The sequence below is a fragment of the Paenarthrobacter histidinolovorans genome (genome assembly GCF_014647595.1).
GTDB lineage: Bacteria > Actinomycetota > Actinomycetes > Actinomycetales > Micrococcaceae > Arthrobacter > Arthrobacter histidinolovorans.
In genome coordinates this window covers 76,682-98,314 of the sequence record NZ_BMPM01000008.1, presented here as the reverse complement: position 1 = coordinate 98,314, position 21,633 = coordinate 76,682, and the positions used below count along the sequence as shown (strand labels likewise).

The following is a 21,633-nucleotide window of genomic DNA, read 5'->3' as shown; positions in this document are numbered from 1 at the left end:
CATTCACACTATGAACGCGGCCGTAGTTCCCGATGCCTCCCACCCGACCTCCGAGCTCGCCACAGGTCCCGTCGCCTCAAAGAAGGGGCAAATCCTGGCGTGGGCATCCTGGGACTGGGGTTCGGCCGCCTTCAACGCAGTGATGACAACCTTCGTGTTCACCGTTTACCTCACCTCCAATGCATTCGGCGGAGAAGACGCGGCATCGGCGGCGCTGGGAGCTGCCCTGGCCATTGCGGGCCTGGCCATCGCTTTGCTGGCGCCCGTGACTGGCCAGCGTTCCGACGCCGGAGGGCGGCGGAAGCTTTGGCTTGGGGTCAACACAGCCGCAACGGCACTGCTTACCGGTCTGTGCTTCTTCGTCTTTCCACGCCCGGAATTCCTGCTGCTCGGGGTTTGCCTGATCGCCCTCGGCAACGTGTTCTTTGAGTTTGCGGGCGTCAACTACAACGCCATGCTTGCCCAGATCTCCACACCCCGGAACATCGGCAAAGTCAGCGGTTTCGGCTGGGGCATGGGCTACCTGGGCGGGATCGTCGCGCTTCTGCTGGTGCTGCAGCTTTTCGTCCAGCCTTCCTTCGACTGGTTCGGGGCCTCCACACAGGACTCACTCAACATCCGGCTGGTCGCCGTGTTCTCGGCCTTGTGGTTCTTCATCTTTGCCTTGCCCGTGATGTTTGCCGTCCCTGAGGTATCCGGGAAGAAGGACACGTCGTCCTTGGGCTTTTTCGCGTCGTACAAATTGCTGATCCGACGTATCGGAGCCATCTACAAGACCAGTCCCCACACCATCTACTTCCTCCTGTCCAGCGCCATCTTCCGCGATGGCCTGGCTGCCGTGTTCACCTTCGGCGGCGTAATCGCTGCGGGAACCTTTGGCTTCGAACTGAAGGAGGTCATCTTCTTCGCCATCTTTGGCAACGTGGTGGCCGCTGTCGGCGCAGTAATCGGCGGCTTCCTGGACGACAGGATCGGCCCCAAGGCTGTCATCATCCTGTCCCTGATCGGGCTGCTGACCGCGGGAACCTTCATCCTGGTCCTCGGCAACGGCGACTATGTCTTCTTCGGCAATGCCTGGCCCGGTTCCACCACGTTCTGGGTCTTCGGGCTTCTCCTTTGCCTGTTCGTAGGTCCCGCCCAGTCCTCCTCCCGGGCCTACCTTGCCAGGCTTGCCCCGGCGGGAGAGTCAGGTGAATTGTTCGGGCTGTACGCCACCACGGGAAGGGCCGTCAGCTTCCTTGCCCCCACGCTGTTCACGCTCTGCATCACCATCGCCTCGCCGCTCGTTGCCGCCGGGGAGGCCCAACGCTGGGGCATCCTGGGGATCATGGTTGTGCTCCTGGCAGGCCTCTTGGTGATCCTGCCCGTGAAGCCACCGGCCAAAGTGGAAATAGCCGTAGTACCAGAGCGTTAACTACATAGGACCGGTTCGGCGTCAACAACGTACCGGACCGGTTCAACAGAGTTTAGGGTGGAGCTATGAACGTGGATGAGACCGAACTTCCGGGCCTTGGCATCCGGAAGGACTTCGTGACGGCCTCGGGCCGCCGTATTGGCGTGGTGGAACTGCGCGAGGGCGAAACCGAGCTTTTCGTCTCGACGTGGGATGACCCCGATACGTGCCAGGCCTCCATCCCGTTGACGGCCGACGAAGCTTCGACACTGGGTAATCTCCTGGGCGGACAGCACATTGCCATGCGCCTGGCAGAGGCGCACCGCGAGGTCCCCGGCATCGTCACGCGACAGTTTTCCATCACGGCTGACTCTCCCTTCGTGAACCAGGCCATGGGCAAGGCCCAAATCCGCACACGCAGTGGCGTCTCCATCGTGGCGATCATGCGCGAAGGCGAGGTGGTCCCATCGCCGGCACCCGACGTCGTACTTCACACCGGTGACCTGCTGGTAGCGGTCGGCACCCAGGAAGGACTTGACTCGGCAGCCGACATCCTCCGCAACGGCTGACCGGCATGGATCCGCTCGCATTAGCCCTCGTTGAACTGGGGGCCGTTGTGTTCTGCCTCGGCCTCCTGGCTCGGTTAGCGGGCAGAATCGGCATGTCCCCCATCCCCCTCTATCTGGTGGGTGGCTTGGCGTTCGGCGCCGGCGGATTCGTGAAGCTGGACGGCATGCACGAATTCGCGCACCTCTCCGGCGAAATGGGCGTTATCCTGCTGCTGCTTATGCTCGGCCTGGAATATACGGCCTCGGAGCTGGTCACGGGACTTCGCCGATCCTGGCAGGCAGGCGTCATGGACTTCGTCCTCAACTTCCTGCCGGGCGCGGGCTTGGCTGTGTTGCTGGGCTGGGGACTGGTGGGCGCAATCGTCATGGGCGGTGTTACCTACATTTCGTCCTCGGGCATAGCCGCCAAGGTCATTACCGATCTGGGCCGCATCGGTAACCGTGAAACGCCGGTGGTGCTCTCCATCCTGGTGTTTGAAGACCTTGCCATGGCCATCTACCTGCCCATCCTCACAGCCATCCTTGCGGGCGTCGGTTTCCTGGGTGGGCTGCAGACGGTGGGCATTGCCCTGGCGGTGGTCACGGTAGTGCTGGTGATCGCCCTGAAGCACGGCCATCGCGTATCGCAGGCAATCCACAGTGAGAATTCCGAGGTCTTCCTGCTCAATGTCCTGGGACTCGCCTTGCTGGTGGCCGGAATCGCGTCGGCCCTGCAGGTCTCAGCCGCAGTAGGTGCGTTCATGTTGGGCATCGCCATTTCTGGTGCTACGGCCCACAACGCCACGCGCATCCTCGAGCCCCTGCGGGATCTGTTCGCCGCAATCTTCTTTGTGGCGTTCGGACTCAACACCGATCCCACCTCGATTCCCCCTGTGCTGGGCTGGGCGCTCCTGCTGGCCGTCCTCACTGCTGCCACCAAGATGCTCACAGGGATCTGGGCTGCCAAGAGAGCCGGCATCGCCATGCCCGGCCGGTTCCGTGCAGGTGCTGCCCTGATTGCCCGCGGTGAGTTCTCCATCGTCATCGCGGGCTTGGCCGTCGCCTCCGGAGCCGTCCCCGCCGAGCTCGCTGCACTGGCCACGGCCTACGTCCTCATCATGGCCATCCTTGGTCCGCTGGCCGCCCGCTTTGTGGAGCCCGTGGTCAAGGCGATCCGCAGGGCCCCCAAAGCTCCACCCCGCACCACGGACCGCGCACCGGCCTAGATTCGTCACCCCCACCCCCATCGAGGGGCGACATCCCACCCCCATCGAGGGGCGACATCCCACCCCAAAAGGCCATAGAAAGCCCCGACATCTAGCTCCTCGATACCCACCCACCTTTTACGAGGGCCGCGCGGATGCGTCGGACAACTCCGTCATAGCCATGCTCCTGGACATGGCTGGCAGTGATGACGACGGAGATCCAGCCGTTTGCGGCGAGTGCCGCCTCCCGCCGTATGTCGGATTCCTGCTGGGCGGGGCTGAGGTGATGGCCGCCGTCGTAATTCACCGCAACCTTGTAATCCGGATAGGCGAGATCCGGCCACGCCACCTCGCGACCCCACGCGTTGCGCACCACATAACTCAGGGTCGGTTCTGGCAGGAAGTCGCGGCCTATGGCCAGGCGGAGCCGCGTCTCCGGTACCGAGTCCGCCCCGACCCGGGCCAGATCCAGCGCAACCCGGGCCTTTCGGATGCCGCGCGCGCCCGCATGTCTGTCTACCTGATTCCTCAAATCCTGCAATGAGCAGAGCGGAATCCGATTGTGTCCGAAGCTTCTGGTCTGGCTGCAGATGAAGTGGTCGGCTGCTGCCACCAAGTCCTCGAACGGCAGCACAGCGGCGAGATCCAGCCATGTCCGGGAAGGACTCGTCAGCGGAATGCCGTCCCTGAATGCGACGTCGAATTCGCCCAGCACCATCCGGTGGCCACGAACACCCTTTCGCTGCGGCCTGAAAGCCCCGTCGGTCCGGGTCAAATGAACCAGGAAATCCTGCTCCCGATCCCACGGCAGCGGACATCCCCAGAGCGTCGCGGCCGTTTCGCGGCAGCAAATCGAGCCATCGCTCACCGCTGTCAGGAGCCGCGCCGTGTGTGCGGGGTCTTGCTCCTCGCCCCAGGGAACACGTATGCCCCTGCTGGCAACCTGGAGATCGTTGTTCCATGCACGATGATCAGGAAGACCGGCCGCACGTTGCTCGGCGAGGGTGAACGAGCGACCTTGGAGATGGGCCGGGAGCGGCGGAGACAACCTCATCAGCCATTGTTTGCACGCCTCGGGATCCCCTGGGCGTCCGATGCGTGGTTACCCACAGTGTGGAGGAATAGTGCCCCACAGTGCGCCCGCCGAGGAGCGATATCTCAACCGAAAGCGCCCACCCCAAAGAGCCGAAACCTCACCCCTCAACACAAAGCGCCACCCCCAAAGAGTCGAAAGCTCACCCCTCAACACAAAGGGCACCCCCAAAGAGCCGAAAGCTCACCCCTCAGCGCAGGAAGGGCTAGATGGACGTCCGGTGGAAGTTTTGGTGGCTGCGGCTGGCGGTCGGGCCGCGCTGTCCCTGGTAGCGGTTACCGTATTCGCCGGAACCGTACGGGTGCTCAGCCGAGGAGGTGAGCCGGAAGAAGCACAACTGGCCGATCTTCATCCCCGGCCAGAGCTTGATGGGGAGCGTGGCCACATTCGAGAGCTCCAGGGTCACGTGTCCGGAGAAGCCGGGATCAATGAAACCTGCCGTCGAGTGCGTGAGCAAGCCGAGGCGTCCCAGGGAGGACTTGCCTTCCAGGCGTGCGGCAATGTCATCGGCCAGGCTGACGGTTTCGTAGGTGGAACCCAGGACGAATTCCCCGGGGTGCAGGATGAAGGGCTCGTCGCCTTCCACCTCCACCAGCCGGGTCAGCTCAGGCTGCTCCTCGGCGGGGTCGATGTGGGCGTATTTGTGGTTGTCGAAGAGCCGGAAGAACCGGTCGATACGCACGTCCACGGAAGACGGCTGCACCATCGCGGGATCGTACGGCTCAAGAACAATCCGTTGGGAGTCTATTTCGGCACGTATGTCGCGGTCAGAGATCAGCACGTCATCAAAAATACCCCAAATACTGAACGCATTGTCCGGGCAGCTTCATGGGACTATAGTTCCCGGACAGGTAAAGCCGCGCCCGTACTTGGGGGCAACGAGCATCCGCGGGGTAATTGTGAACAAACTGGCAGCGCCTGCCGCCGTTGTGCTGGCCGGCGCGCTGGCCCTCTGCATGGCGGCCTCCAGCCAACTCCTGCCGGCAACGGAGGCCGTTCCTGGGGCAAGCACCACGGCATCGTCCAGCGTCCCTTCCGGTTTGTCGGCACCTGAGGAAAGCCCGACGGCGGCTCCCGCACCTGCGGTGGCGACCCCCGCCGTCGACGGGTCCTCCAGTCCTGCGGCACCTGCACCGCAGGCGCCTCCTCCCCCACGGGATCCGGTGACGGACGGCGGGCCCACCGCCGTCGATCCCGTGTTTGAAACACCCCCTCCCGTGCCGAACATCGGACCGTCCTGGGGGCCGGACAATCCATCGGATCCGAGTCCAAGCGCCTCTATCGCCACCACGGCCCCGCCAGTCGAAACNTCGCCACCACGGCCCCGCCAGTCGAAACGCAGCCGGCCTCGGAAGAGACCGCCGACAGCGGCGCTCCAGTAACGACGCCGACGGCCGAGGCCGCGGGCCCCTCCCCCTCCCCCTCGCCAACAGCCGCTCCGACGCAACCAGCCACACCAACGCCGACTGCGACACCAACACCGACACCGACACCCACGCAAACCCCCACCGAATCCCCCACCCCCTTCCCCGGCAAGGCTCCGGGCCACGACCCCAATCTCGAGGACGGCGCTTTGGCGCTGCTTCCCGACAACAACAGCGCGGCGATCCTCACGGTGTTCAACGAGATCAACAGCTACCGGGCGTCGTTGGGCCTGGCACCGGTGAAGTACCACGCCACAGTGGCCAACCTGGCGCAGGAGTGGTCAAACAGCATCGCTACCCGTGAAGTGATCCAGCACCGGCCCAACTTCTGGACGGACCCGCGGGCGATGAATCCGAACAACGGGGCGGGTGAGGTCATTGCTGTCCGCTGGGACCGCGACGCGGCTCAACTGGTGGAGTGGTGGAAGGGCTCGCCGGGCCACGATGCTTTGCTGCGGGATCCCCGGTTCAATGTGATGGGTATCGGCATCACCTACACGGACGGCAACTGGCAGACGACGCCCAACCGCTACACGCTGTGGGGCGTGGTCAATTTCTTCGGCTACACAACGTTGCCGGCAGGAACCACCACCAGCCCGGGTGGAACGGTTACACCGCCCACTGACCCTGTGGCCGTGTGCGAACCAGGGTCCAAGCACCAACCACCAACTGTCGACTTGAGTGCCGCAGCAATCAGCAGTGCTGCTGATCTGGTGTCGATCGCCGGCGACGGTTCAGTGACGGCGTACCCGTCCTGGGGTAACGGCCGGTTCGGGCTGGGGAAGCGGATCGGCGCCGGATTTGTGGGCCTCAAAGAGCTTTTTGTGGTGGATTGGGACCGCGACGGCGTCTTTGACCTGCTCTATCAACGGCTGGACGGCGCACTCCTGGTGTATCCGGGACTGCAAACCGGCGGCTTCAAGGATCCGGTGGTTTTGGGCCAGGGCTGGGGCACGCTGAACATTTCCGTGGGAACGTGGTGCGCCAACAACAGGCTTCCCCAGATCGTAGCGATGGACCAGGGCGGCAACCTGTACTTGTACAAGAACACGGGCTTGGCCTATATCCGCAGCCAGGCTGCGATTGGCACCGGCAACCCGTCCGTCCGGGTAACCATGGTGGATTACAACGCCGATGGCTTTGAGGACCTGCTCAGTACTGAGCCGAACGGCACCTTGCGCCTGTACCGCGGCAGCGGACTGGGCACACCGAAACAGGAATCACGCCCCGTTGTGGGCAGCGCGTGGACGGACTACACAGGGTTGAGGGCTTTGAGCGGGCTCACGGGACCGGATTCTGTGGGCGTGGCAGGCCTGGACCGCAATGGCATGGTGGAGTACTGGGACCTGACCTCGGGACGGCTCACCACCCCTGTGACGATCGGCAATGGTTGGGGCGGGCTGAGGTTCGCCAGCTAGGAGCTGGATTCGATCGCGGTCTTCAGCCGTTCCAGCTGCCCGACTTCAACTTCCAGGGCTTTTTGGATCATCCCGTTCATGAGCTTGCGCAGGCCCTTGGGGTGGTACTCCAGTGCGAAGCGTAGCCGGGTGGTGTCACCTTCGGTGCTGAGGTAGTAGCCGCCGGTGGGCCGCGCAGGACCGGCCACGACGGCGTACCGGACTTCCGCGCCGGGGCGTGCCTCGGTGATGGTGAAATCAGCCGCGATGGGCCGGCCGCCCGGTCCAGCGACGGTCTGCTGGTACAACGCGCCCTTTTGGCCGCGAACGCCTGATCGGAGCGCGATGCTCCGCACGTCTGAACGCCAGAGTGAGTTGTTCATCCCGTCCATGAGGAATCCGTAGACGGTCATGGCGTCCCGACTGATCACCACTTCATTGGCTGCGAATGCCACGGAAAACCTCTTTCGGCCTACGGTTCAAATGTCGTAGCCGGGTTCCCCATACGCAGCAGCTAACAAGTTCAGAATAGTCAGCCCGGCACGGTGACGACACACGACTTCCGAGCCTTGACCGAATGGTTACCTGCGGATTTTTTTGCGCGCACTGCTGACACGCGTTCCAGCCGGGGGTAGAGTGCCAGCCGCTGGATAAAACCAATGGGGGGCGTCATGCAGGTTCACGACCGACCGGGAACAAGAAGAAACGCCCGACGCCGGATGGCTGCTTGCGCTGCCTTCCTCGCTCTGGCGCTGGCGTCTGCCCTCGCTCCCGCGGCCGGCGCTGTACCCGCCGTCGTGAACGCGATGGTGCCGTCGGCCGCCAATCCGCTGCCCGGGCTCGATCCCGCGGGTGATCCTGCCAACTTGTCCGTCCTCGTGAACAAGTCCCGCCCGCTGAACCCGGCCACCTACGCCCCGGCAGATCTGGTGAATGCCCGTGGTTCGGGCCAGTATCTCCGGGCCGAGGCCGCAGCGTGGCTCAATGGCCTTTTCCAGGGTGCGGCAGATGCCGGAACCGGCGGGCTGGCTGCCGTGAGCGGCTACCGTTCCTACGCCCAGCAGCAACAGGTGTACTCGTCCTATGTGAACCTTTATGGCCAGGCGCAGGCGGATCTGATCTCCGCAAGGCCCGGTTACAGTGAGCATCAAACGGGGCTTGCCGTGGATGTCGGAAACGCCAATGGTTCCTGTGGACTCAGCACCTGTTTCGGGGACACTGCAGCCGGCATCTGGGTGGCTGCGAACGCGCACAAATACGGTTTCATCGTCCGGTACCCCAATGGTTACACCAACATCACCGGGTACAGCTATGAACCGTGGCACCTGCGCTACGTCGGATTGGATCTGGCAACGGATATGAAGCGCCGCGGGTTCGCCACTTTGGAGCAATATTTCTCCGGCAACCCCAGTGTGTATGCGAGCATCACCTCCGGGGCGGACCTGGTGGCGGCGGACCCTTCGGGACGGCTCCTTCGCTACCCCGCGCTTCCGAGTGGTGGCTACGGCGTTCCCGTGCAGATTGGTTCCAACTGGACGGGACTGAAGCAGGCGTTCGTGGTGGATTGGGATTCTGACGGCGTCTACGACCTGCTGGCGCAATGGAACAACGGCACCCTGGGCCTGTTCAAGGGTTGGCCGGGCGGTGCTTTTTCCACCCAGATCGTGGTGGGCACGGGGGACTGGGACGCCATGACCATCACCGTGGGCAAGTGGTCCAGCAACCAGGGTTACCCGGGCGTTGTGGGGTATTTCCCGGATGGCGGCCTGCGCTACTACCCCAACACCTCCGGCCGTGCGTTGACCTACCGGGTTGATATTGGAACGGGCTGGGCCGGACTGGGGCTGACCATGGCGGATTGGGACGCAGACGGCGCCAACGACATCCTTGCCACCACTGCGTCCGGCCTTCTGCTGAACTACCCCGGGAACGGCGTGGGAGGCTTCAAGGGGCTGCCTGGCAGCATCGGTTCGGGGTGGGGAACCATGAAAGCACTGGTGCCCAGCTTCGGCTTGTCGGGTCCGGGAACACGCAGCATCACTGCCCAGACCGTGGATGGCTTCTTGGTGGACTACGGTTTGGGGACCGGAGTGTGGGGCTCCCAACGCCAGGTGGGCAACGGCTGGGGCTCAATGACGCTGTTCAAATAAGGACCCGAACGGGCACGTTCGGCCGGACGGAGTGCCTGTCCTGGGGAGCGCCGCAACTGCGCTAAGCTAGGACTCGCCCGATTGATTTTCGTCGGGCAGCGCGGGCGTAGCTCAATGGTAGAGCGCTAGCTTCCCAAGCTCGATACGCGGGTTCGATTCCCGTCGCCCGCTCAGCGAAACCCCGGATCCTTTTTGGATCCGGGGTTCTTTTGTTCGCAGGGGTTCATTTGTTTGCCGGGGTTCTTTTGTCTGCCGGGCGTTGATGCCCGACGGCGGCCCCCGCCAAAGCGCGGCCCCCGCCAAAGCGCGGCCCGAACCAAAGCGCGCCCGCGCGGGGAGTGCCGGGGCGGGGGCACCTTGGGTAGGTGTATCGTCAGGAGTCAGGAGTCATTTCGACTCCGCTCTAAGGGAGCCATCATGGGCGACAAGTCACCGCGCCAAACCGCATCAAAGAAATCCAGTAAATCCATCAAGGAAAAACGTGCGGACAAGCGGGCTTCCGAGTCCTCCGCCACCGAGGCCGCAAAGCCCTCTACCGGCAACAAGAAGTGACCGCAGCCAACGGCCAGCTGAGCATAGGCGTCCTTGCTACCTCACTGAAGCCGAACGAGCGGCGCCTCCCCATCCATCCGCAGCATTTGGAGCGCATTGCGCCTGACGTCCGGCAACAACTCCGCTTCGAGCATGGCTACGGCGAGCGTTTCGGCGTCCCGGACAGCAAGCTTGAATCGTTGGTTGGCGGACTCGGCACTCGTCAGGAACTGATCGCCAACAGTGACGTCATCCTTCTGCCCAAGCCGCAGGCCCAGGATCTTGCCGAACTCCGCGATGGCCAGACGCTCTGGGGCTGGCCCCACTGTGTGCAGGACCGTGCCATCACCCAGCTGGCCATCGATAAGAAGCTCACGCTCATCGCCTTTGAGGCCATGAACCATTGGGCCGGCGACGGCGGTTTTGGCCTGCACGTTTTCCATAAGAACAACGAGCTCGCCGGGTACTGTTCGGTGCTGCATGCGTTGGCGCTCACTGGTTCAACCGGTGACTATGGCCGGCGGCTGAGTGCTGTGGTCATCGGTTTCGGTGCCACAGCACGCGGTGCTGTCACGGCCCTGAATGCCCACGGCGTCCATGATGTCCAGGTGCTGACCAACCGGGGCGTGGCCGCCGTCGGGTCCCCGATCCATTCGGTGCGCATTGTGCAGTTCGACCACGACAGCAAGGCCCCGTTCCTCAGCGAGGTCATCACGAACAACGGGCGCAAGCCCTTGGCTCCGTTCCTTGCGGCCGCGGACATCGTGGTCAATTGCACCCTGCAGGATCCGAACTCTCCGCTGACGTACTTGCGGACCGAAGACCTGACGGAGTTCCAGCCGGACAGCCTGATTGTTGACGTTTCCTGCGACGAAGGCATGGGATTCAGCTGGGCTCGCACCACCACGTTCGACGAGCCGATGTTCCGCGTCGGCGGTCACGTCAACTACTACGCGGTGGACCACAGCCCGTCGTATCTTTGGAATTCGGCCAGCTGGGAAATCAGCGAGGCCCTCCTTCCATTCCTCGACACTGTAGTGGCAGGACCGGACGGGTGGGACGCCAACGAGACCATCTCGCGTGCCATCGAAATCCGCGACGGCGTCATCCGCAATCCGGACATCCTTGAGTTCCAGGGCCGTTCGGCGGAGTACCCGCACCTGGGCGCTGCCCAGCTTCAGCCAAAATAGCCCCAAGCAGAATGAAGCGCCCCCGGGCTACCGGGGGCGCTTCATTGCCTTAAGCCGTCTGCGGTTCCTGCACAATCCGCAGCACCCGACGACGGCCGCGCAGGTCCACCTTCAGGTGGAGCGAAGACTTCCGGGCGAGTACGACGGCGACTACCGCAGCCGCGATGGTCGGAACCCCACCTGCCACGAGGATCGCGAGGTGCGGGCCGAGGTGCTCGGCGAGCCATCCCATCATGGGCCCGCCGATGGCCTGTCCACCGATGAGCACCACAAGGTAGAGGCTCATGACGCGGCCCCGGATGCTCATGTTGGAGCTGGTCTGCACCATTTGGTTGGCCGCGGTGAGGAACATGAGGCACCAGAATCCGGCCAGGACCATGGTGACGCTGAACCACACCATGGTTGGCATGAGCGAAGAGACGCAGAGCATCAGCCCGTACAACCCGGCGGACATCACCACCGAACGCAACCGCAGCTGGCGACGTCGGGTGGACGCCACCGCGCCAGTCAGTGCACCGAGCGCAACCATCGCGTTCAGCAGGCCGTAGCCTCCGGCACCGGCGTCGTACACGTGGTCCGCGAAGGCGGCCAGCAGCACGGGCAGGCTCATGGCGAAAACTGCCACGAAACCGGCCATCAACCATGGCCAGTAGATGGTGGGCTTGCTGAGCGCGTAGTTCAGGCCTTCTCGCAGCATGCCCTTTTTGCGCGGCGTTGGTTTGCTGAGGTGCAGCTGGTCCTTGCGCAGGAGCAGCAACATGGTCACGGTGGAGCAGCAGGCAACGGCGTTGGCGGCGAAGGCCCAACCGGCGCCCACAGCGGTCAGCAGGACACCGGCCAGCGCAGGGCCGATCAGGCCGCCGAGCTGGAAGGTCGTGGAATTCACACTGATGGCGTTGCGCAGATACTTGGGGCCAACGAGTTCGTTGACGAACACCTGCCGGGCCGGTTGGTCCAGGACTGTCACGAAGCCGAGCGCCAGTGCAATGACGTACACGTGCCAGACCTCGACGCGCTGGCTCAGCGAGAGTACCGCGAGCAGGGCTGCGAGTACCGCGGCCGCCGACTGGCAGATGATGAGGATCTTGCGCTTGGCGAAGCGGTCGGCAATCATGCCGCCCCACGGGCCAAGGAAGAGCGATGGCATGAACTGCAGCGCCACCGTAATGCCGACGGCTGTGACGGACCCGGAAAGCTGGAGCACCATCCAGTCCTGGGCGATGCGCTGCATCCAAATGGCGATCACGGCAATGAAGTGGCCGATCGCGAAGATCCTGAAGTTGGGGACCTTCAAGGAGATGAAGGTATGCCGCCAGGGCAGCTTTTCACTCACGACGGCGAGTGGCTGGGTGACGGTGTCCGGCTGGCTTATTTGTGTGGGACCGGCGGACAGGGAATCGATGACGGGCTGGCTGACATGTGCCGCTGAAGGCGGTGGGGGTGCCAAAGGTAGTCCTCGGATGGAGAGTTTCGGTGGGATGCATTTAACGCTATGGTTGCCAGCAGCAATTATGGAAGCGTATTGCGCCTATAACTAGCATTGCGGAATGCAATGAGCTGCTTGCACTGGCGCAGTACTCCGGCCCGGCGCTGACCTGCGCTTAGAGGAGTTCCGTGTTCGAACCTGTCCAGCTCCGCTCCTTTCTTGCCGTCGCGGAAACACTCAGTTTCACCAAAGCCGCCGAACGTCTGGGCCTTGCCCAACCCACGGTCAGCCAGCACGTCCGCAAGCTGGAAGCCGCCGCCAAGCGTGTGCTGGTTGCGCGGGACACACGCGAGGTCAGACTCACCGATAACGGCGATGCAATGGCCGGCTTTGCCCGCAGCATCCTTGCCGCCCACGATTCCGCTGCCCGCTACTTTTCCGGTTCAGCCATGCGTGGGCGTCTCCGTTTCGGCACTGCCGACGACCTCGCCATTACCGGCCTTCCCAGGATCCTTCGCGAATTCCGCCAGCTGTACCCGCAGATCAACCTGGAGCTCACTGTCAGTCAAAGCGACCAGCTCTACAAGCGGCTCAACGCCGGGCAACTGGACCTGGTGTTCGTCAAATGGGTGGCCGGGGCGAAGGAAGGCACCGTGGTAAGGCACGACAACTTCGCCTGGGTGGGCGTGGAGCAGACTGTCCTTGAACCTGGCGCCCCGGTTCCGCTTATTGCCTACCCGGCTCCGAGCCTCAGCCGGAAACTCGCCATCGACGCACTGGAGGCAGAAGGCCGCACCTGGCGGATCACCTGCAGCACCAAGCAGATCAGTGGCGTTCTGGCGGCAGTGCGGGCGGGCATTGGCGTGGCGGTAATGCCCGCGTCGCTGGTTCCCGAGGACCTGAAAGTCATCACTCAGCGCTTCGGCCTCCCACCGGTTGGGGACGTCGATTTCACGCTGATCCGCAACCCGCTGGCCAACGCCGAGGTTATCGATGCCCTCACCCAGGCGATCATGGGGCGGACGCTGAGCAAGTCGAACTAGCGGCCCCGACGGCTTGGCCGGCCGCGGTCCAGGCGGCCTTTCCACCACTTCACTACCCGAAGATCCTCCAGGCCGAAGCGCCCTTCCGGCACGGCGGCACGGATACGTTCGTCGTCGAAAAGAAGCGTGGGACGCAGCTCCAGGGGAAGCCACGGCGCGTACGGTGAAGGCTCACTGACCCCCTCGGCAAGCATCTGCGCCTGGGCTTTTGCGACGAGGGGCACCACCATGATCCACTCCGTGAGCTGCGCCAGAACGCGGATCGACCAGATAGGGGCGCGGACGTAAACGGGGTAGCCACCGGCCATCCGGGCAATCCTGCGGACAGCCGCTCCAAGCTCGAGCTCTTCGGCTCCGACGACGGCGACTGTCGGGGTGGGCACGCGACCCTCAAGGGCCGCGATCAGGGTGGTGACAGCCTCTTCCACCGGGAGCGGCCGGACGGTCCGCTCCCGGAACCCGACCGTTGCGAAGACAGGAAAGCTGCGTACCGCACGCGTCACGTGGTCCACCATATGGTCGCCCTTGCCGTAGATCATGCCGGCCTTGATGATCGTGTGCTCGATGCCCGACTGCCGCAGGAGTTCCTCGGCAGCCCATTTGGTCCGGTGATAGGCGGAACCACTATCCGGACGGGCGCGGAGGAAGCTCAGCATGACGATTCTTTGAACGCCTGCCCTCCGGGCAGCTTCAATGACAGCGCGGGTGCCTTCAACGTGGACCCGCTGGAAGGTCTGGTCACCGATTTCACGGTTGATGCCTGCGCAATGGGCAACGACGTCGCAGCCGCTGAAGGCGGCCGTGAGGGCATCGACGTCGTCTATCGCCGCACCCGTCCGCCGCGAAATGACGACTGTGTCCGGGTTGTCCAGCCGCTCCGCAAGGTGGCGGCCTACAAATCCTGTACCGCCGGTAATGGCTACACGCATTGTCTTGCTCCTTCGCTTATTAGCAATGAAGCTAAACTGTATATAGCTATTGTGCTATATTGCAAATATGGCAGATGCAGCATCGGATATCTTCGCAGCCTTGGCACACCCCACCAGGCGGCAGATTCTTCAGGACCTCAAGGACGGCGAGTTGGCGGCCGGTGAGATCGCCGCGCGGTTCAAAGCCACGGCGCCAACCATTTCCCGGCACTTGAGCGTGCTTCGCCAGGCCGGCCTCGTCACCGAGCGCCGCGACGCAAACCGGATTCTCTACTCGCTCGCAGGTGAGCGGCTTGCCCTGTCGGTCGGAGACTTCCTTTCCACGGTTTGCCCGGAGCAGATTGTGCTTCGGGAGGTCCGGAAGCGCACTCCAGCCCGCCGCTCGGCCAAGGCGCCGAAAGAGGCCACAACCTCCGAGGCCTGAACCCCGGCCGTAGTACGCTCACCCCATGACCCAAGCCAGGCTCGCTCAGCCGTCATCAAGCTTCCACGCCTCCTGGCTGGAAAGTTACGACGAGTGGGGAACCCTCGACCAGGACGGTTCTGCAGCATTCCTGGCCGTGCGTTGCGACCTCGACCTCCGCGAAGAGGACCATTTCTCGCAGTGGGTGGACCTGCTCCATCAAATGCCCAAGGCGGAATTTTCGCCGCCCGCAGGCCTGGTAAACCAGACCACCATTTGGGTCACCGACGGCGCGGCCTATTTGGGCGCTGCCAGCCTGAGGCATTCCCTGGCCAGCGAATACCTGACAGAAGTCGGCGGGCACATCGGGTATGGCATCAGGCCAAGCGCAAGGGGGCGTGGCTTGGCCAGGATTGCCCTTGCCGGAGCGATGGACGAGGCGCGCACCCTCGGACTTGAGCGGGTGCTGGTGACCTGCAAGCAACCCAACGTGGCCTCGGCGCGCACCATCGAGGCATGCGGTGGAGTTCTGGAGAGTGTCCGACCTCCCGAAAGTTTCGCCCTGGATTTGGGAGTCACCGAACCGATCCGCCGTTATTGGATCACCCTGTAGAAACGCCTGCGCGGGGGCATGTCCTGACACGGCACGTCTGCCGCACCCCTTTCCGCCGTCCGCCCACGTAACCACGGGTGCGCCAGGCGAGAACGGGTGCGACGATGACTCTGAAAGGGTGCGCGTGGCGGGAACGGGCGCGGGAACGGCCGCGGAAGTGTTCAACAGGCGGCCCCACTTTCTGGGTAAGCGCATTCCCGGTATCGTGGTGCCATGACCAACCACCCCACTCCGGCTGACCTCACGCCTGGCATCTGCTCCGTCACCCTGCGTTCCCTCGGCATTGACGAGGTAGTTCGGATTTCCTCCGAGGCGGGACTGGCGGGCATCGAATGGGGCACCGACGTCCACGCCAATGACGTGGACTCAGCCGCGCACGCAAAGGACGCAACGGAAGCAGCCGGAATGACGGTCCTGTCGCTTGGCTCTTACTACCGCTGCGGCGCGTTTGGGGATTTTGAGCCCATTCTTGACCTCGCCAATGCCGCAGGTGCTCCGCGGGTACGGGTCTGGGCCGGGGAACTCGGTTCAGCCGGCGCAAGCCAGGAACACTGGGACTCGGTGGTGAAGGACACCCGGCGGATCGCGGACCTCGCGGCAGAACAGGGCGTCGCCATCGCTTTCGAGTATCACGGCAACACACTCACCGATTCGCCGGCCACCACCCTCGAATTGCTGGACCGGGTGAACCACCCCAACGTCGGCACTTACTGGCAGCCCGCCGTCGGGCTTTCCGATGAGCAAGCCCTGGCGTCCCTCCACGAAGTCCTCCCCCACGTCGTGGGCGTTCACTGCTTCTCCTGGGGACCGGCGGCCGAACGCTTCCCGTTGCGGAATCGCTCGCTGCTCTGGCAATCCGTGGCCGATGTCCTGCGGGGAAATGAAAAAGCGCTGGACATCATGCTCGAGTTCGTCGAAGACGATCTACCCGGCAATGTGCTCAGCGACGCTGCCTTCCTGCACACCATCACCCTGGGCGAAGACTAAGCCCACATGCGCCTGAGCCACTCGGCACAAAGCCCGGTCCACTGCCTGGCGCCGGGCGTTGCCGCCGCCAGGCCGAGGCCATGAACGCCTTCCGGGAACACATGAAGTTCCGCGGGAACGCCGGCCCTTCCAAGCGCAGCCGCGTAGGCCAGGCTGTGGGTGACGGGTACGACGTCGTCGTCGGCAGTGTGCCAAAGGAAAGCAGGCGGCGTGGCGGCGTCGACGTGCAGTTCCGCTGACAACCCACGCAGGGCTTCGACGTCCACGCCCACTCCGGCGAGGTTGTCTACAGACCCCTGGTGCGCCGAGTCCACAAAGGAAATCACGGGATAGCAAAGAATGCTGAGATCGGGCACAGCCCCGGGAACGTCCGCCGCAGGATCGCCCGTAGCTGCCTGAACCGACAGGGTGGCAGCAAGGTGACCTCCGGCCGAGAAACCAAGCACGCCCACCCGGCCAGGATCAACATCCAGCCCATGCGCCCCACCCCGGATCCACATCATGGCCCGCTTGGCGGCGGCCAGCGGTGCCGGATGCCGATGCGGCGCCACGGGATACCGCAGCACGAACGCGTGTATCCCCAATGAGGCCAGCCATTCGGCCACGGGTTCGGCTTCATGGTCGGCTTGCCTCGCGTAGCCGCCTCCCGGCAGCACAAGAACGGCAGGCGCAGGCGCACCGGACCTCGCAGCCACACCGGAACCCTCGACGGCGGGAATCACCGTGAGCGCGGCCGGCATCCGTCGCGGTGGAATCGTCACAGCTGCGATTCCACCGGGGTTTCCGTGCTGCGGCGCAGCTTTACCGTGCCGGAGATGGGAGCCGTATCAGGATCACCGGCTGCGAGCCGGCCAATGTCCTCAAGCGGCAAGTGGACCGTAGACAAGGCGGGCCGGAAGTCGCGCAGAGTTTCAATGTCATCGAAACCGGCAACCGTGGCATCGCGGGGAATCCATACCCCTTCAGGGCGCAGGGCCGCGGTAACCCCGATGGCCATGACGTCATTTACGGCGAAGATGCAGAGCCTGTCCGAGGATCCTTTGATTCGTTCCGCGAGCGCTTTGCCGGCCTCGAACCCGCCGGCACGGTTGAAGCCGGTGCGGACGACTTCCGCAGCCGGCCGACCGGCGTCGGCGAGTCCGCGCTGGAAACCGCGCACCCGGTCATCGGAGGTGTAAAGCCCTTCGGGACCGGCAATGATCAGGAACCCGCCGTGGTGCGTAGCGGCCAGTTCCTCCGCCAATCCGGAGGCGAGTTCCTCATTGGGAACCTCCACCACGTGGTACCCCTCGGCCGCCGTCGCGCCCACCACGGGGTGGCCCACCACCCCAACGTGTCCACCGTTGCGGCAGTAGCGGTCCAGTTCCGCGGCGAGCTCGGCGTTGCCTTGCTTGTCTTCTTCACGCACCGAACGTGAGCCCGCGATCACGATCGAGTCGGCACGCCGGGCGGCAAAAGCGCCCACGGCCTCCTTTTCATCCGCCGGAGTGCCGGTGGTGCTGGCCAGCAACACCATACGGTTCTGCTGCCGTGCCGCTTCCTGAACTCCGCGCGCGATGGCCGAGAAGTAGGGGTCGGCGATGTCGTGCACTACCAGCCCGATCAACCCTGAACTGGACTTGGCAAGCGCCTGGGCCTGCGCATTGGGAACATAGCCGAGCTTGTCAGCAGCCTCCCGCACGCGCTCGGCAATGTCCTCGGCAGGTTTGCGCGAGGAACCGTTGAGGACCCGGGATGCCGTGGCCAGGGAGACCCCGGCAAGACGGGCAACTTCACTCAGTGTGCTGGCGGCCACGGGGGACTCCTCTTCTTCAAGCGTCGGGATGGCGCTAAGGAAATTATGGCAGTTCTTCACAGATTCCGGGAAAGCGCTTGCCAACCCGGCGCGCCATGGTGCATGATCTATGGCAATGGGAATGCGCTTTCCCACATGACCAAGAAAGCACCGGCAACCGCAGAGCGACCGGCACACAAGGCACTGGAGAAAACATGGGCTTCGAAACAAAGACGATCCGTATCGCCATGAACGGCATCACTGGACGCATGGGCTACCGCCAGCACTTGCTGCGGTCCATCCTCCCCATCCGCGATGCCGGCGGCTTCACCCTTGAAGACGGCACCAAGGTCCAGGTCGAGCCGATTCTGGTAGGCCGCAACGAAGCCAAGATCCGCGAGCTCGCGGAGCTTCACAAGGTTTCCGAATGGACCACAGACCTGGACGCCGTGATCGCCGACCCCACCGTGGACATCATCTTCGACGCTTCCATGACCAGCCTCCGCGCAGCCACGTTGAAGAAGGCCATGCGCGCCGGCAAGCACATCTTCACCGAAAAGCCCACGGCTGAGACCCTCGAGGAAGCCATCGAGCTGGCGCAGATCGGCAAGGAAGCCGGAGTCACCGCAGGCGTAGTCCACGACAAGCTGTACCTCCCGGGCCTGGTAAAGCTCCGCCGCCTGGTGGACGAAGGCTTCTTCGGCCGCATCCTTTCCATCCGCGGCGAATTCGGCTACTGGGTCTTCGAAGGCGACGTCCAGGCTGCACAGCGCCCGTCCTGGAACTACCGCAAGGAAGACGGCGGCGGAATGACCACGGACATGTTCTGCCACTGGAACTACGTCCTTGAAGGCATCATCGGCAAGGTCAAGAGCGTCAACGCCAAGACCGCCACGCACATCCCCGCTCGCTGGGACGAGGCCGGCAAGGAATACAAGGCCACCGCAGACGACGCTTCCTACGGCATTTTCGAGCTCGAAACCCCGGGCGGCGACGACGTCATCGGCCAAATCAACTCCTCCTGGGCCGTCCGCGTCTACCGCGACGAATTGGTTGAGTTCCAGATCGACGGCACGCACGGTTCCGCCGTCGCCGGTTTGAACAAGTGCGTTGCGCAGCAGCGCGCCCACACCCCCAAGCCCGTCTGGAACCCGGACCTGCCCGTCACCGAATCTTTCCGCAGCCAGTGGCAGGAAGTCCCCGCCAATGCTGAACTGGACAACGGCTTCAAACTGCAGTGGGAAGAATTCCTGCGCGACGTCGTGGCCGGCCGCGAGCACCGCTTCGGCCTGCTCTCCGCAGCCCGCGGCGTGCAGTTGGCCGAGCTTGGCCTGCAGTCCTCCGCTGAGCGCCGCACCATCGACATCCCGGAGATCACCCTCTAATGACGTCACTGATTCTTCCTACCGACGACGGCGGCACCCGCGAGTACCGGCTGCAGTCCGCCACCACCTGGGCCAAACCGAACGCTCCTTTGACTGCCCGCCGCGCATACGCCGCAGCGCACGTCATTCCCGAGGTCGCCGCGGACAACACCCCCGGCGCCCCGGCGCAGCTCGACTGGGACGCCACACTGGCGTACCGGCACGAACTGTGGTCCTACGGCCTGGGCGTCGCCGATGCCATGGACACCGCACAGCGCGGCATGGGCTTGGACTGGGCAGCGACCCAGCAGCTCATCAAGCGCACTGGCGCAGAGGCTGCTTCCGTGGTGGCAGCGGGCAACGCCGCCATCACCGGCAAATCCGTTCGCGACCTCGTCTCCTGCGGCGCCGGCACCGATCAGCTGGATATCACGGCACTGCCCGAGGGCGCAGCTGGCATCCAGGCCGTCATCGACGCCTACCGTGAGCAGATCGCCGTCGTCAGCGAAGCCGGCCCCAAGGTGATCCTCATGGCCTCCCGCGCGCTGGCCAAGGTGGCCAACGGCGCGGACGACTACCTGCACGTCTACTCGACGCTGCTTCAGGAAGTGGACCAGCCCGTCATCCTGCACTGGCTCGGCACCATGTTCGACCCCGCGCTGGCTGGCTATTGGGGTTCCGACGATGTCTCCATTGCTACCGAAACGTTCCTCAGCCTGATCCGCGAGCACTCGGACAAGGTGGACGGCGTGAAGGTCTCGCTGCTGGATGCCTCACACGAGGTCGCCCTCCGCGCCAATCTCCCGGAAGGTGTCCGCCTCTACACCGGCGACGACTTCAACTACCCGGAGCTGATCGACGGCGACGAAACACACCACTCGGACGCGCTGTTGGGCATCTTCGCTGCCATCTACCCTGCCGCTTCGGTCGCCCTGCAGAAGTACGACGCCGGCCAAGGTGCTGAAGGGCGCGCCATCCTGGACTCCACCCGTGAGCTCGGAAAGCACATCTTCAGCGCACCCACGTTCTATTACAAGACCGGCATCGCGTTCATGTCCTGGCTCAACGGCAAGCAGCCTGGTTTCCAGATGGTGGGTGGCCTCCACTCGGGCCGTTCGGTCCTGCACCTGGCCAAGACCTTCGAACTGGCAGATCAGGCCGGTTTGCTGAAGGATCCGTCGCTGGCCGCCTTCCGCATGTCCGACTTCCTGCGCATCAACGGGGTGGGCGCATGAGCGACTTCTCACGACTCTCACTGAACAGCGCCACCACCAAGAAGTGGACCCTGGCCGAAGCTGTGGACGGTTGCGCCCGTGCCGGCATTCCCGCGATCGGCCCGTGGCGTGACCGGGTGGCCGAGGCCGGCCTGGACAAGGCAGCCAAGCTCATCAAGGACGCCGGACTCCGCGTATCCTCGTTGTGCCGCGGCGGATTCCTCACTGCGGCCGATGCTGAGGGACAGGCGGCGGCGCTGGCTGACAACTTCGAAGCCGTCCGCGAAGCAGTTGCCCTCGACACTCAGGAGCTGTTCCTGGTGGTCGGCGGGCTCGCGCCCGGCGAGAAGGACGTAGTGGCTGCCCGCCAGCGCGTCGCCGACCGGCTCGAAGAACTGGTGCCCTTCGCCTCCGAAAACGGTGTCCGTTTGGTGCTGGAACCCCTGCATCCGATGTATGCCGCAGACCGCGCACTCATCTCGACCCTTGGCCAGGCGCTGGATCTCGCTGCCCCGTACGAGGCGAAGGCCGTGGGCGTCGCAGTCGACACTTTCCATGTGTGGTGGGACCCGGAACTGAAGGCGCAGATCGAACGCGCCGGGCGCGAGAACCGCATTGCCTCCTATCAGGTGTGCGACTTCAACCTGCCGATCGCTGCGGACGCGCTGTTGTCCCGCGGCATGATGGGCGACGGCGTCATTGACTTCGCCACCATCGGCACCTGGGTCAGGGACGCCGGGTACAAGGGCGACATCGAGGTTGAGATCTTCAACCAGGAAATCTGGGATGCCGATGGGGACAGCGTCCTGGAGACCATGAAGCAGCGCTACGCGGAGCTCGTCCTCCCGTTCGCGTAACCACGTGATCCTCCCGCGGATGCCCTAAGCTCCGCGGGAGGACCACTCCAAAAGCCGGCGGGCTCCTGCCAAGGTCACGGCAGGGGCCCGCT

At 64.1% G+C, this 21,633-nt stretch carries 22 protein-coding genes and 1 tRNA gene; 15 read left to right on the top strand and 8 right to left on the bottom strand.

Features of this window, described 5'->3' with window-relative positions; all coding sequences use genetic code 11:
- Positions 1 to 10 precede the first annotated feature (10 nt).
- The 3 genes from IEY62_RS17260 to IEY62_RS17250 all read left to right on the top strand — a co-directional run bounded on the left by IEY62_RS17260 (position 11) and on the right by IEY62_RS17250 (position 3,167).
- Entirely contained in the window at positions 11 to 1,414 is a 1,404-nt protein-coding gene (locus IEY62_RS17260) for an MFS transporter (RefSeq protein ID WP_189020105.1), read from the top strand.
- A 65-nt stretch (positions 1,415 to 1,479) separates the two neighbouring features.
- Complete coding sequence (locus tag IEY62_RS17255; RefSeq protein ID WP_018778177.1) at positions 1,480 to 1,962, top strand: cation:proton antiporter regulatory subunit; 483 nt, start codon at positions 1,480 to 1,482, stop codon at positions 1,960 to 1,962.
- Between the two features lie 5 nt (positions 1,963 to 1,967).
- Positions 1,968 to 3,167: a cation:proton antiporter gene (locus tag IEY62_RS17250; protein WP_189020103.1), complete on the top strand. Its 1,200-nt coding sequence runs from the start codon at positions 1,968 to 1,970 to the stop codon at positions 3,165 to 3,167.
- Positions 3,168 to 3,258: 91 nt separating this feature from the next.
- Here the strand turns inward: IEY62_RS17250 and IEY62_RS17245 are convergent, their stop codons facing one another.
- The 3 genes from IEY62_RS17245 to IEY62_RS17235 form a co-directional block, all read right to left on the bottom strand.
- Positions 3,259 to 4,200: an endonuclease domain-containing protein gene (locus tag IEY62_RS17245; RefSeq protein WP_189020101.1), complete on the bottom strand. Its 942-nt coding sequence runs from the start codon at positions 4,198 to 4,200 to the stop codon at positions 3,259 to 3,261.
- A gap of 244 nt (positions 4,201 to 4,444) precedes the next feature.
- Positions 4,445 to 5,020 (bottom strand): dCTP deaminase, encoded by a 576-nt coding sequence (gene dcd / locus IEY62_RS17240; RefSeq protein ID WP_011776299.1) that lies wholly within the window; start codon positions 5,018 to 5,020, stop codon positions 4,445 to 4,447.
- Positions 5,021 to 5,065: 45 nt separating this feature from the next.
- Positions 5,066 to 5,530: a hypothetical protein gene (locus tag IEY62_RS17235; protein ID WP_189020099.1), complete on the bottom strand. Its 465-nt coding sequence runs from the start codon at positions 5,528 to 5,530 to the stop codon at positions 5,066 to 5,068.
- A 282-nt stretch (positions 5,531 to 5,812) separates the two neighbouring features.
- Between IEY62_RS17235 and IEY62_RS17230 the strand changes: the two genes are divergently transcribed.
- Positions 5,813 to 7,081, top strand: a complete 1,269-nt coding sequence (locus tag IEY62_RS17230; protein WP_229785412.1) for a CAP domain-containing protein — start codon at positions 5,813 to 5,815, stop codon at positions 7,079 to 7,081.
- Here the strand turns inward: IEY62_RS17230 and IEY62_RS17225 are convergent.
- The gene (locus tag IEY62_RS17225; RefSeq protein ID WP_189020096.1) at positions 7,078 to 7,515 is read right to left on the bottom strand and encodes an SRPBCC family protein; all 438 of its coding nucleotides are present in this window, start codon (positions 7,513 to 7,515) and stop codon (positions 7,078 to 7,080) included. The genes IEY62_RS17230 and IEY62_RS17225 overlap by 4 nt on opposite strands.
- A gap of 264 nt (positions 7,516 to 7,779) precedes the next feature.
- Here IEY62_RS17225 and IEY62_RS17220 point away from each other — a divergent pair, with 264 nt between their 5' ends.
- From IEY62_RS17220 to IEY62_RS17210, 4 genes are all read left to right on the top strand, one after another.
- Positions 7,780 to 9,210 (top strand): M15 family metallopeptidase, encoded by a 1,431-nt coding sequence (locus IEY62_RS17220; RefSeq protein ID WP_229785410.1) that lies wholly within the window; start codon positions 7,780 to 7,782, stop codon positions 9,208 to 9,210.
- Positions 9,211 to 9,310: 100 nt separating this feature from the next.
- Positions 9,311 to 9,381: transfer RNA gene (locus IEY62_RS17215), tRNA-Gly, on the top strand.
- Positions 9,382 to 9,627: 246 nt separating this feature from the next.
- Positions 9,628 to 9,762 carry a hypothetical protein gene (locus IEY62_RS21825; RefSeq protein ID WP_011776304.1) on the top strand — a complete coding sequence of 45 codons (135 nt, stop codon included), beginning with the start codon at positions 9,628 to 9,630 and terminating at the stop codon, positions 9,760 to 9,762.
- A complete protein-coding gene (locus IEY62_RS17210) occupies positions 9,759 to 10,931 on the top strand; it encodes a N(5)-(carboxyethyl)ornithine synthase (protein ID WP_189020092.1) in 1,173 nt (390 codons plus the stop codon). Before IEY62_RS21825 ends, IEY62_RS17210 begins: the two co-directional genes overlap by 4 nt.
- A 49-nt stretch (positions 10,932 to 10,980) precedes the next feature.
- Here IEY62_RS17210 and IEY62_RS17205 read toward each other — a convergent pair whose 3' ends face one another.
- Positions 10,981 to 12,378, bottom strand: a complete 1,398-nt coding sequence (locus IEY62_RS17205; protein ID WP_189020090.1) for an MFS transporter — start codon at positions 12,376 to 12,378, stop codon at positions 10,981 to 10,983.
- 167 nt (positions 12,379 to 12,545) lie between these two features.
- Here IEY62_RS17205 and IEY62_RS17200 point away from each other — a divergent pair, with 167 nt between their 5' ends.
- Entirely contained in the window at positions 12,546 to 13,400 is an 855-nt protein-coding gene (locus IEY62_RS17200) for a LysR substrate-binding domain-containing protein (protein ID WP_024818365.1), read from the top strand.
- Here the strand turns inward: IEY62_RS17200 and IEY62_RS17195 are convergent.
- Positions 13,397 to 14,329: an NAD(P)H-binding protein gene (locus IEY62_RS17195; protein WP_189020088.1), complete on the bottom strand. Its 933-nt coding sequence runs from the start codon at positions 14,327 to 14,329 to the stop codon at positions 13,397 to 13,399. The two genes, IEY62_RS17200 and IEY62_RS17195, sit on opposite strands and share 4 nt — an antisense overlap.
- Before the next feature lie 67 nt (positions 14,330 to 14,396).
- Between IEY62_RS17195 and IEY62_RS17190 the strand changes: the two genes are divergently transcribed.
- The 3 genes from IEY62_RS17190 to IEY62_RS17180 all read left to right on the top strand — a co-directional run bounded on the left by IEY62_RS17190 (position 14,397) and on the right by IEY62_RS17180 (position 16,332).
- Positions 14,397 to 14,753: a metalloregulator ArsR/SmtB family transcription factor gene (locus IEY62_RS17190; protein WP_189020086.1), complete on the top strand. Its 357-nt coding sequence runs from the start codon at positions 14,397 to 14,399 to the stop codon at positions 14,751 to 14,753.
- A gap of 25 nt (positions 14,754 to 14,778) precedes the next feature.
- Complete coding sequence (locus tag IEY62_RS17185) at positions 14,779 to 15,345, top strand: GNAT family N-acetyltransferase (RefSeq protein WP_189020084.1); 567 nt, start codon at positions 14,779 to 14,781, stop codon at positions 15,343 to 15,345.
- Between the two features lie 213 nt (positions 15,346 to 15,558).
- Positions 15,559 to 16,332 (top strand): sugar phosphate isomerase/epimerase family protein, encoded by a 774-nt coding sequence (locus IEY62_RS17180; protein ID WP_189020082.1) that lies wholly within the window; start codon positions 15,559 to 15,561, stop codon positions 16,330 to 16,332.
- On the opposite strand, the gene IEY62_RS17175 is transcribed toward IEY62_RS17180, so the two are convergent.
- A complete protein-coding gene (locus tag IEY62_RS17175; protein ID WP_189020337.1) occupies positions 16,329 to 17,072 on the bottom strand; it encodes an alpha/beta hydrolase in 744 nt (247 codons plus the stop codon). The two genes, IEY62_RS17180 and IEY62_RS17175, sit on opposite strands and share 4 nt — an antisense overlap.
- Positions 17,073 to 17,089: 17 nt before the next feature.
- Positions 17,090 to 18,127, bottom strand: coding sequence for a LacI family DNA-binding transcriptional regulator (locus tag IEY62_RS17170; RefSeq protein WP_189020080.1), 1,038 nt, complete (start codon positions 18,125 to 18,127; stop codon positions 17,090 to 17,092).
- Between the two features lie 194 nt (positions 18,128 to 18,321).
- Here IEY62_RS17170 and IEY62_RS17165 point away from each other — a divergent pair, with 194 nt between their 5' ends.
- The 3 genes from IEY62_RS17165 to IEY62_RS17155 are packed head-to-tail and all read left to right on the top strand — an operon-like array spanning position 18,322 to position 21,541.
- Complete coding sequence (locus IEY62_RS17165) at positions 18,322 to 19,491, top strand: Gfo/Idh/MocA family protein (protein WP_166842176.1); 1,170 nt, start codon at positions 18,322 to 18,324, stop codon at positions 19,489 to 19,491.
- Complete coding sequence (locus tag IEY62_RS17160; protein WP_189020078.1) at positions 19,491 to 20,705, top strand: dihydrodipicolinate synthase family protein; 1,215 nt, start codon at positions 19,491 to 19,493, stop codon at positions 20,703 to 20,705. The genes IEY62_RS17165 and IEY62_RS17160 overlap by 1 nt, the downstream gene beginning before the upstream one ends.
- Positions 20,702 to 21,541 (top strand): sugar phosphate isomerase/epimerase family protein, encoded by an 840-nt coding sequence (locus tag IEY62_RS17155; RefSeq protein WP_189020076.1) that lies wholly within the window; start codon positions 20,702 to 20,704, stop codon positions 21,539 to 21,541. Before IEY62_RS17160 ends, IEY62_RS17155 begins: the two co-directional genes overlap by 4 nt.
- The last annotated feature ends 92 nt before the right edge of the window (positions 21,542 to 21,633 follow it).

Bases quoted from the DNA above. Each gene is read 5' to 3' on its own strand.
- IEY62_RS17260 (WP_189020105.1), top strand. From the start codon at position 11: ATGAACGCGGCCGTAGTTCCCGATGCCTCCCACCCGACCTCCGAGCTC.
- IEY62_RS17255 (WP_018778177.1), top strand. From the start codon at position 1,480: ATGAACGTGGATGAGACCGAACTTCCGGGCCTTGGCATCCGGAAGGAC.
- IEY62_RS17250 (WP_189020103.1), top strand. From the start codon at position 1,968: ATGGATCCGCTCGCATTAGCCCTCGTTGAACTGGGGGCCGTTGTGTTC.
- IEY62_RS17245 (WP_189020101.1), bottom strand. From the start codon at position 4,200: ATGAGGTTGTCTCCGCCGCTCCCGGCCCATCTCCAAGGTCGCTCGTTC.
- IEY62_RS17220 (WP_229785410.1), top strand. From the start codon at position 7,780: ATGGCTGCTTGCGCTGCCTTCCTCGCTCTGGCGCTGGCGTCTGCCCTC.
- IEY62_RS21825 (WP_011776304.1), top strand. From the start codon at position 9,628: ATGGGCGACAAGTCACCGCGCCAAACCGCATCAAAGAAATCCAGTAAA.
- IEY62_RS17195 (WP_189020088.1), bottom strand. From the start codon at position 14,329: ATGCGTGTAGCCATTACCGGCGGTACAGGATTTGTAGGCCGCCACCTT.
- IEY62_RS17190 (WP_189020086.1), top strand. From the start codon at position 14,397: ATGGCAGATGCAGCATCGGATATCTTCGCAGCCTTGGCACACCCCACC.
- IEY62_RS17185 (WP_189020084.1), top strand. From the start codon at position 14,779: ATGACCCAAGCCAGGCTCGCTCAGCCGTCATCAAGCTTCCACGCCTCC.
- IEY62_RS17180 (WP_189020082.1), top strand. From the start codon at position 15,559: ATGACCAACCACCCCACTCCGGCTGACCTCACGCCTGGCATCTGCTCC.
- IEY62_RS17175 (WP_189020337.1), bottom strand. From the start codon at position 17,072: ATGCCGGCCGCGCTCACGGTGATTCCCGCCGTCGAGGGTTCCGGTGTG.
- IEY62_RS17165 (WP_166842176.1), top strand. From the start codon at position 18,322: ATGGGCTTCGAAACAAAGACGATCCGTATCGCCATGAACGGCATCACT.
- IEY62_RS17160 (WP_189020078.1), top strand. From the start codon at position 19,491: ATGACGTCACTGATTCTTCCTACCGACGACGGCGGCACCCGCGAGTAC.
- IEY62_RS17155 (WP_189020076.1), top strand. From the start codon at position 20,702: ATGAGCGACTTCTCACGACTCTCACTGAACAGCGCCACCACCAAGAAG.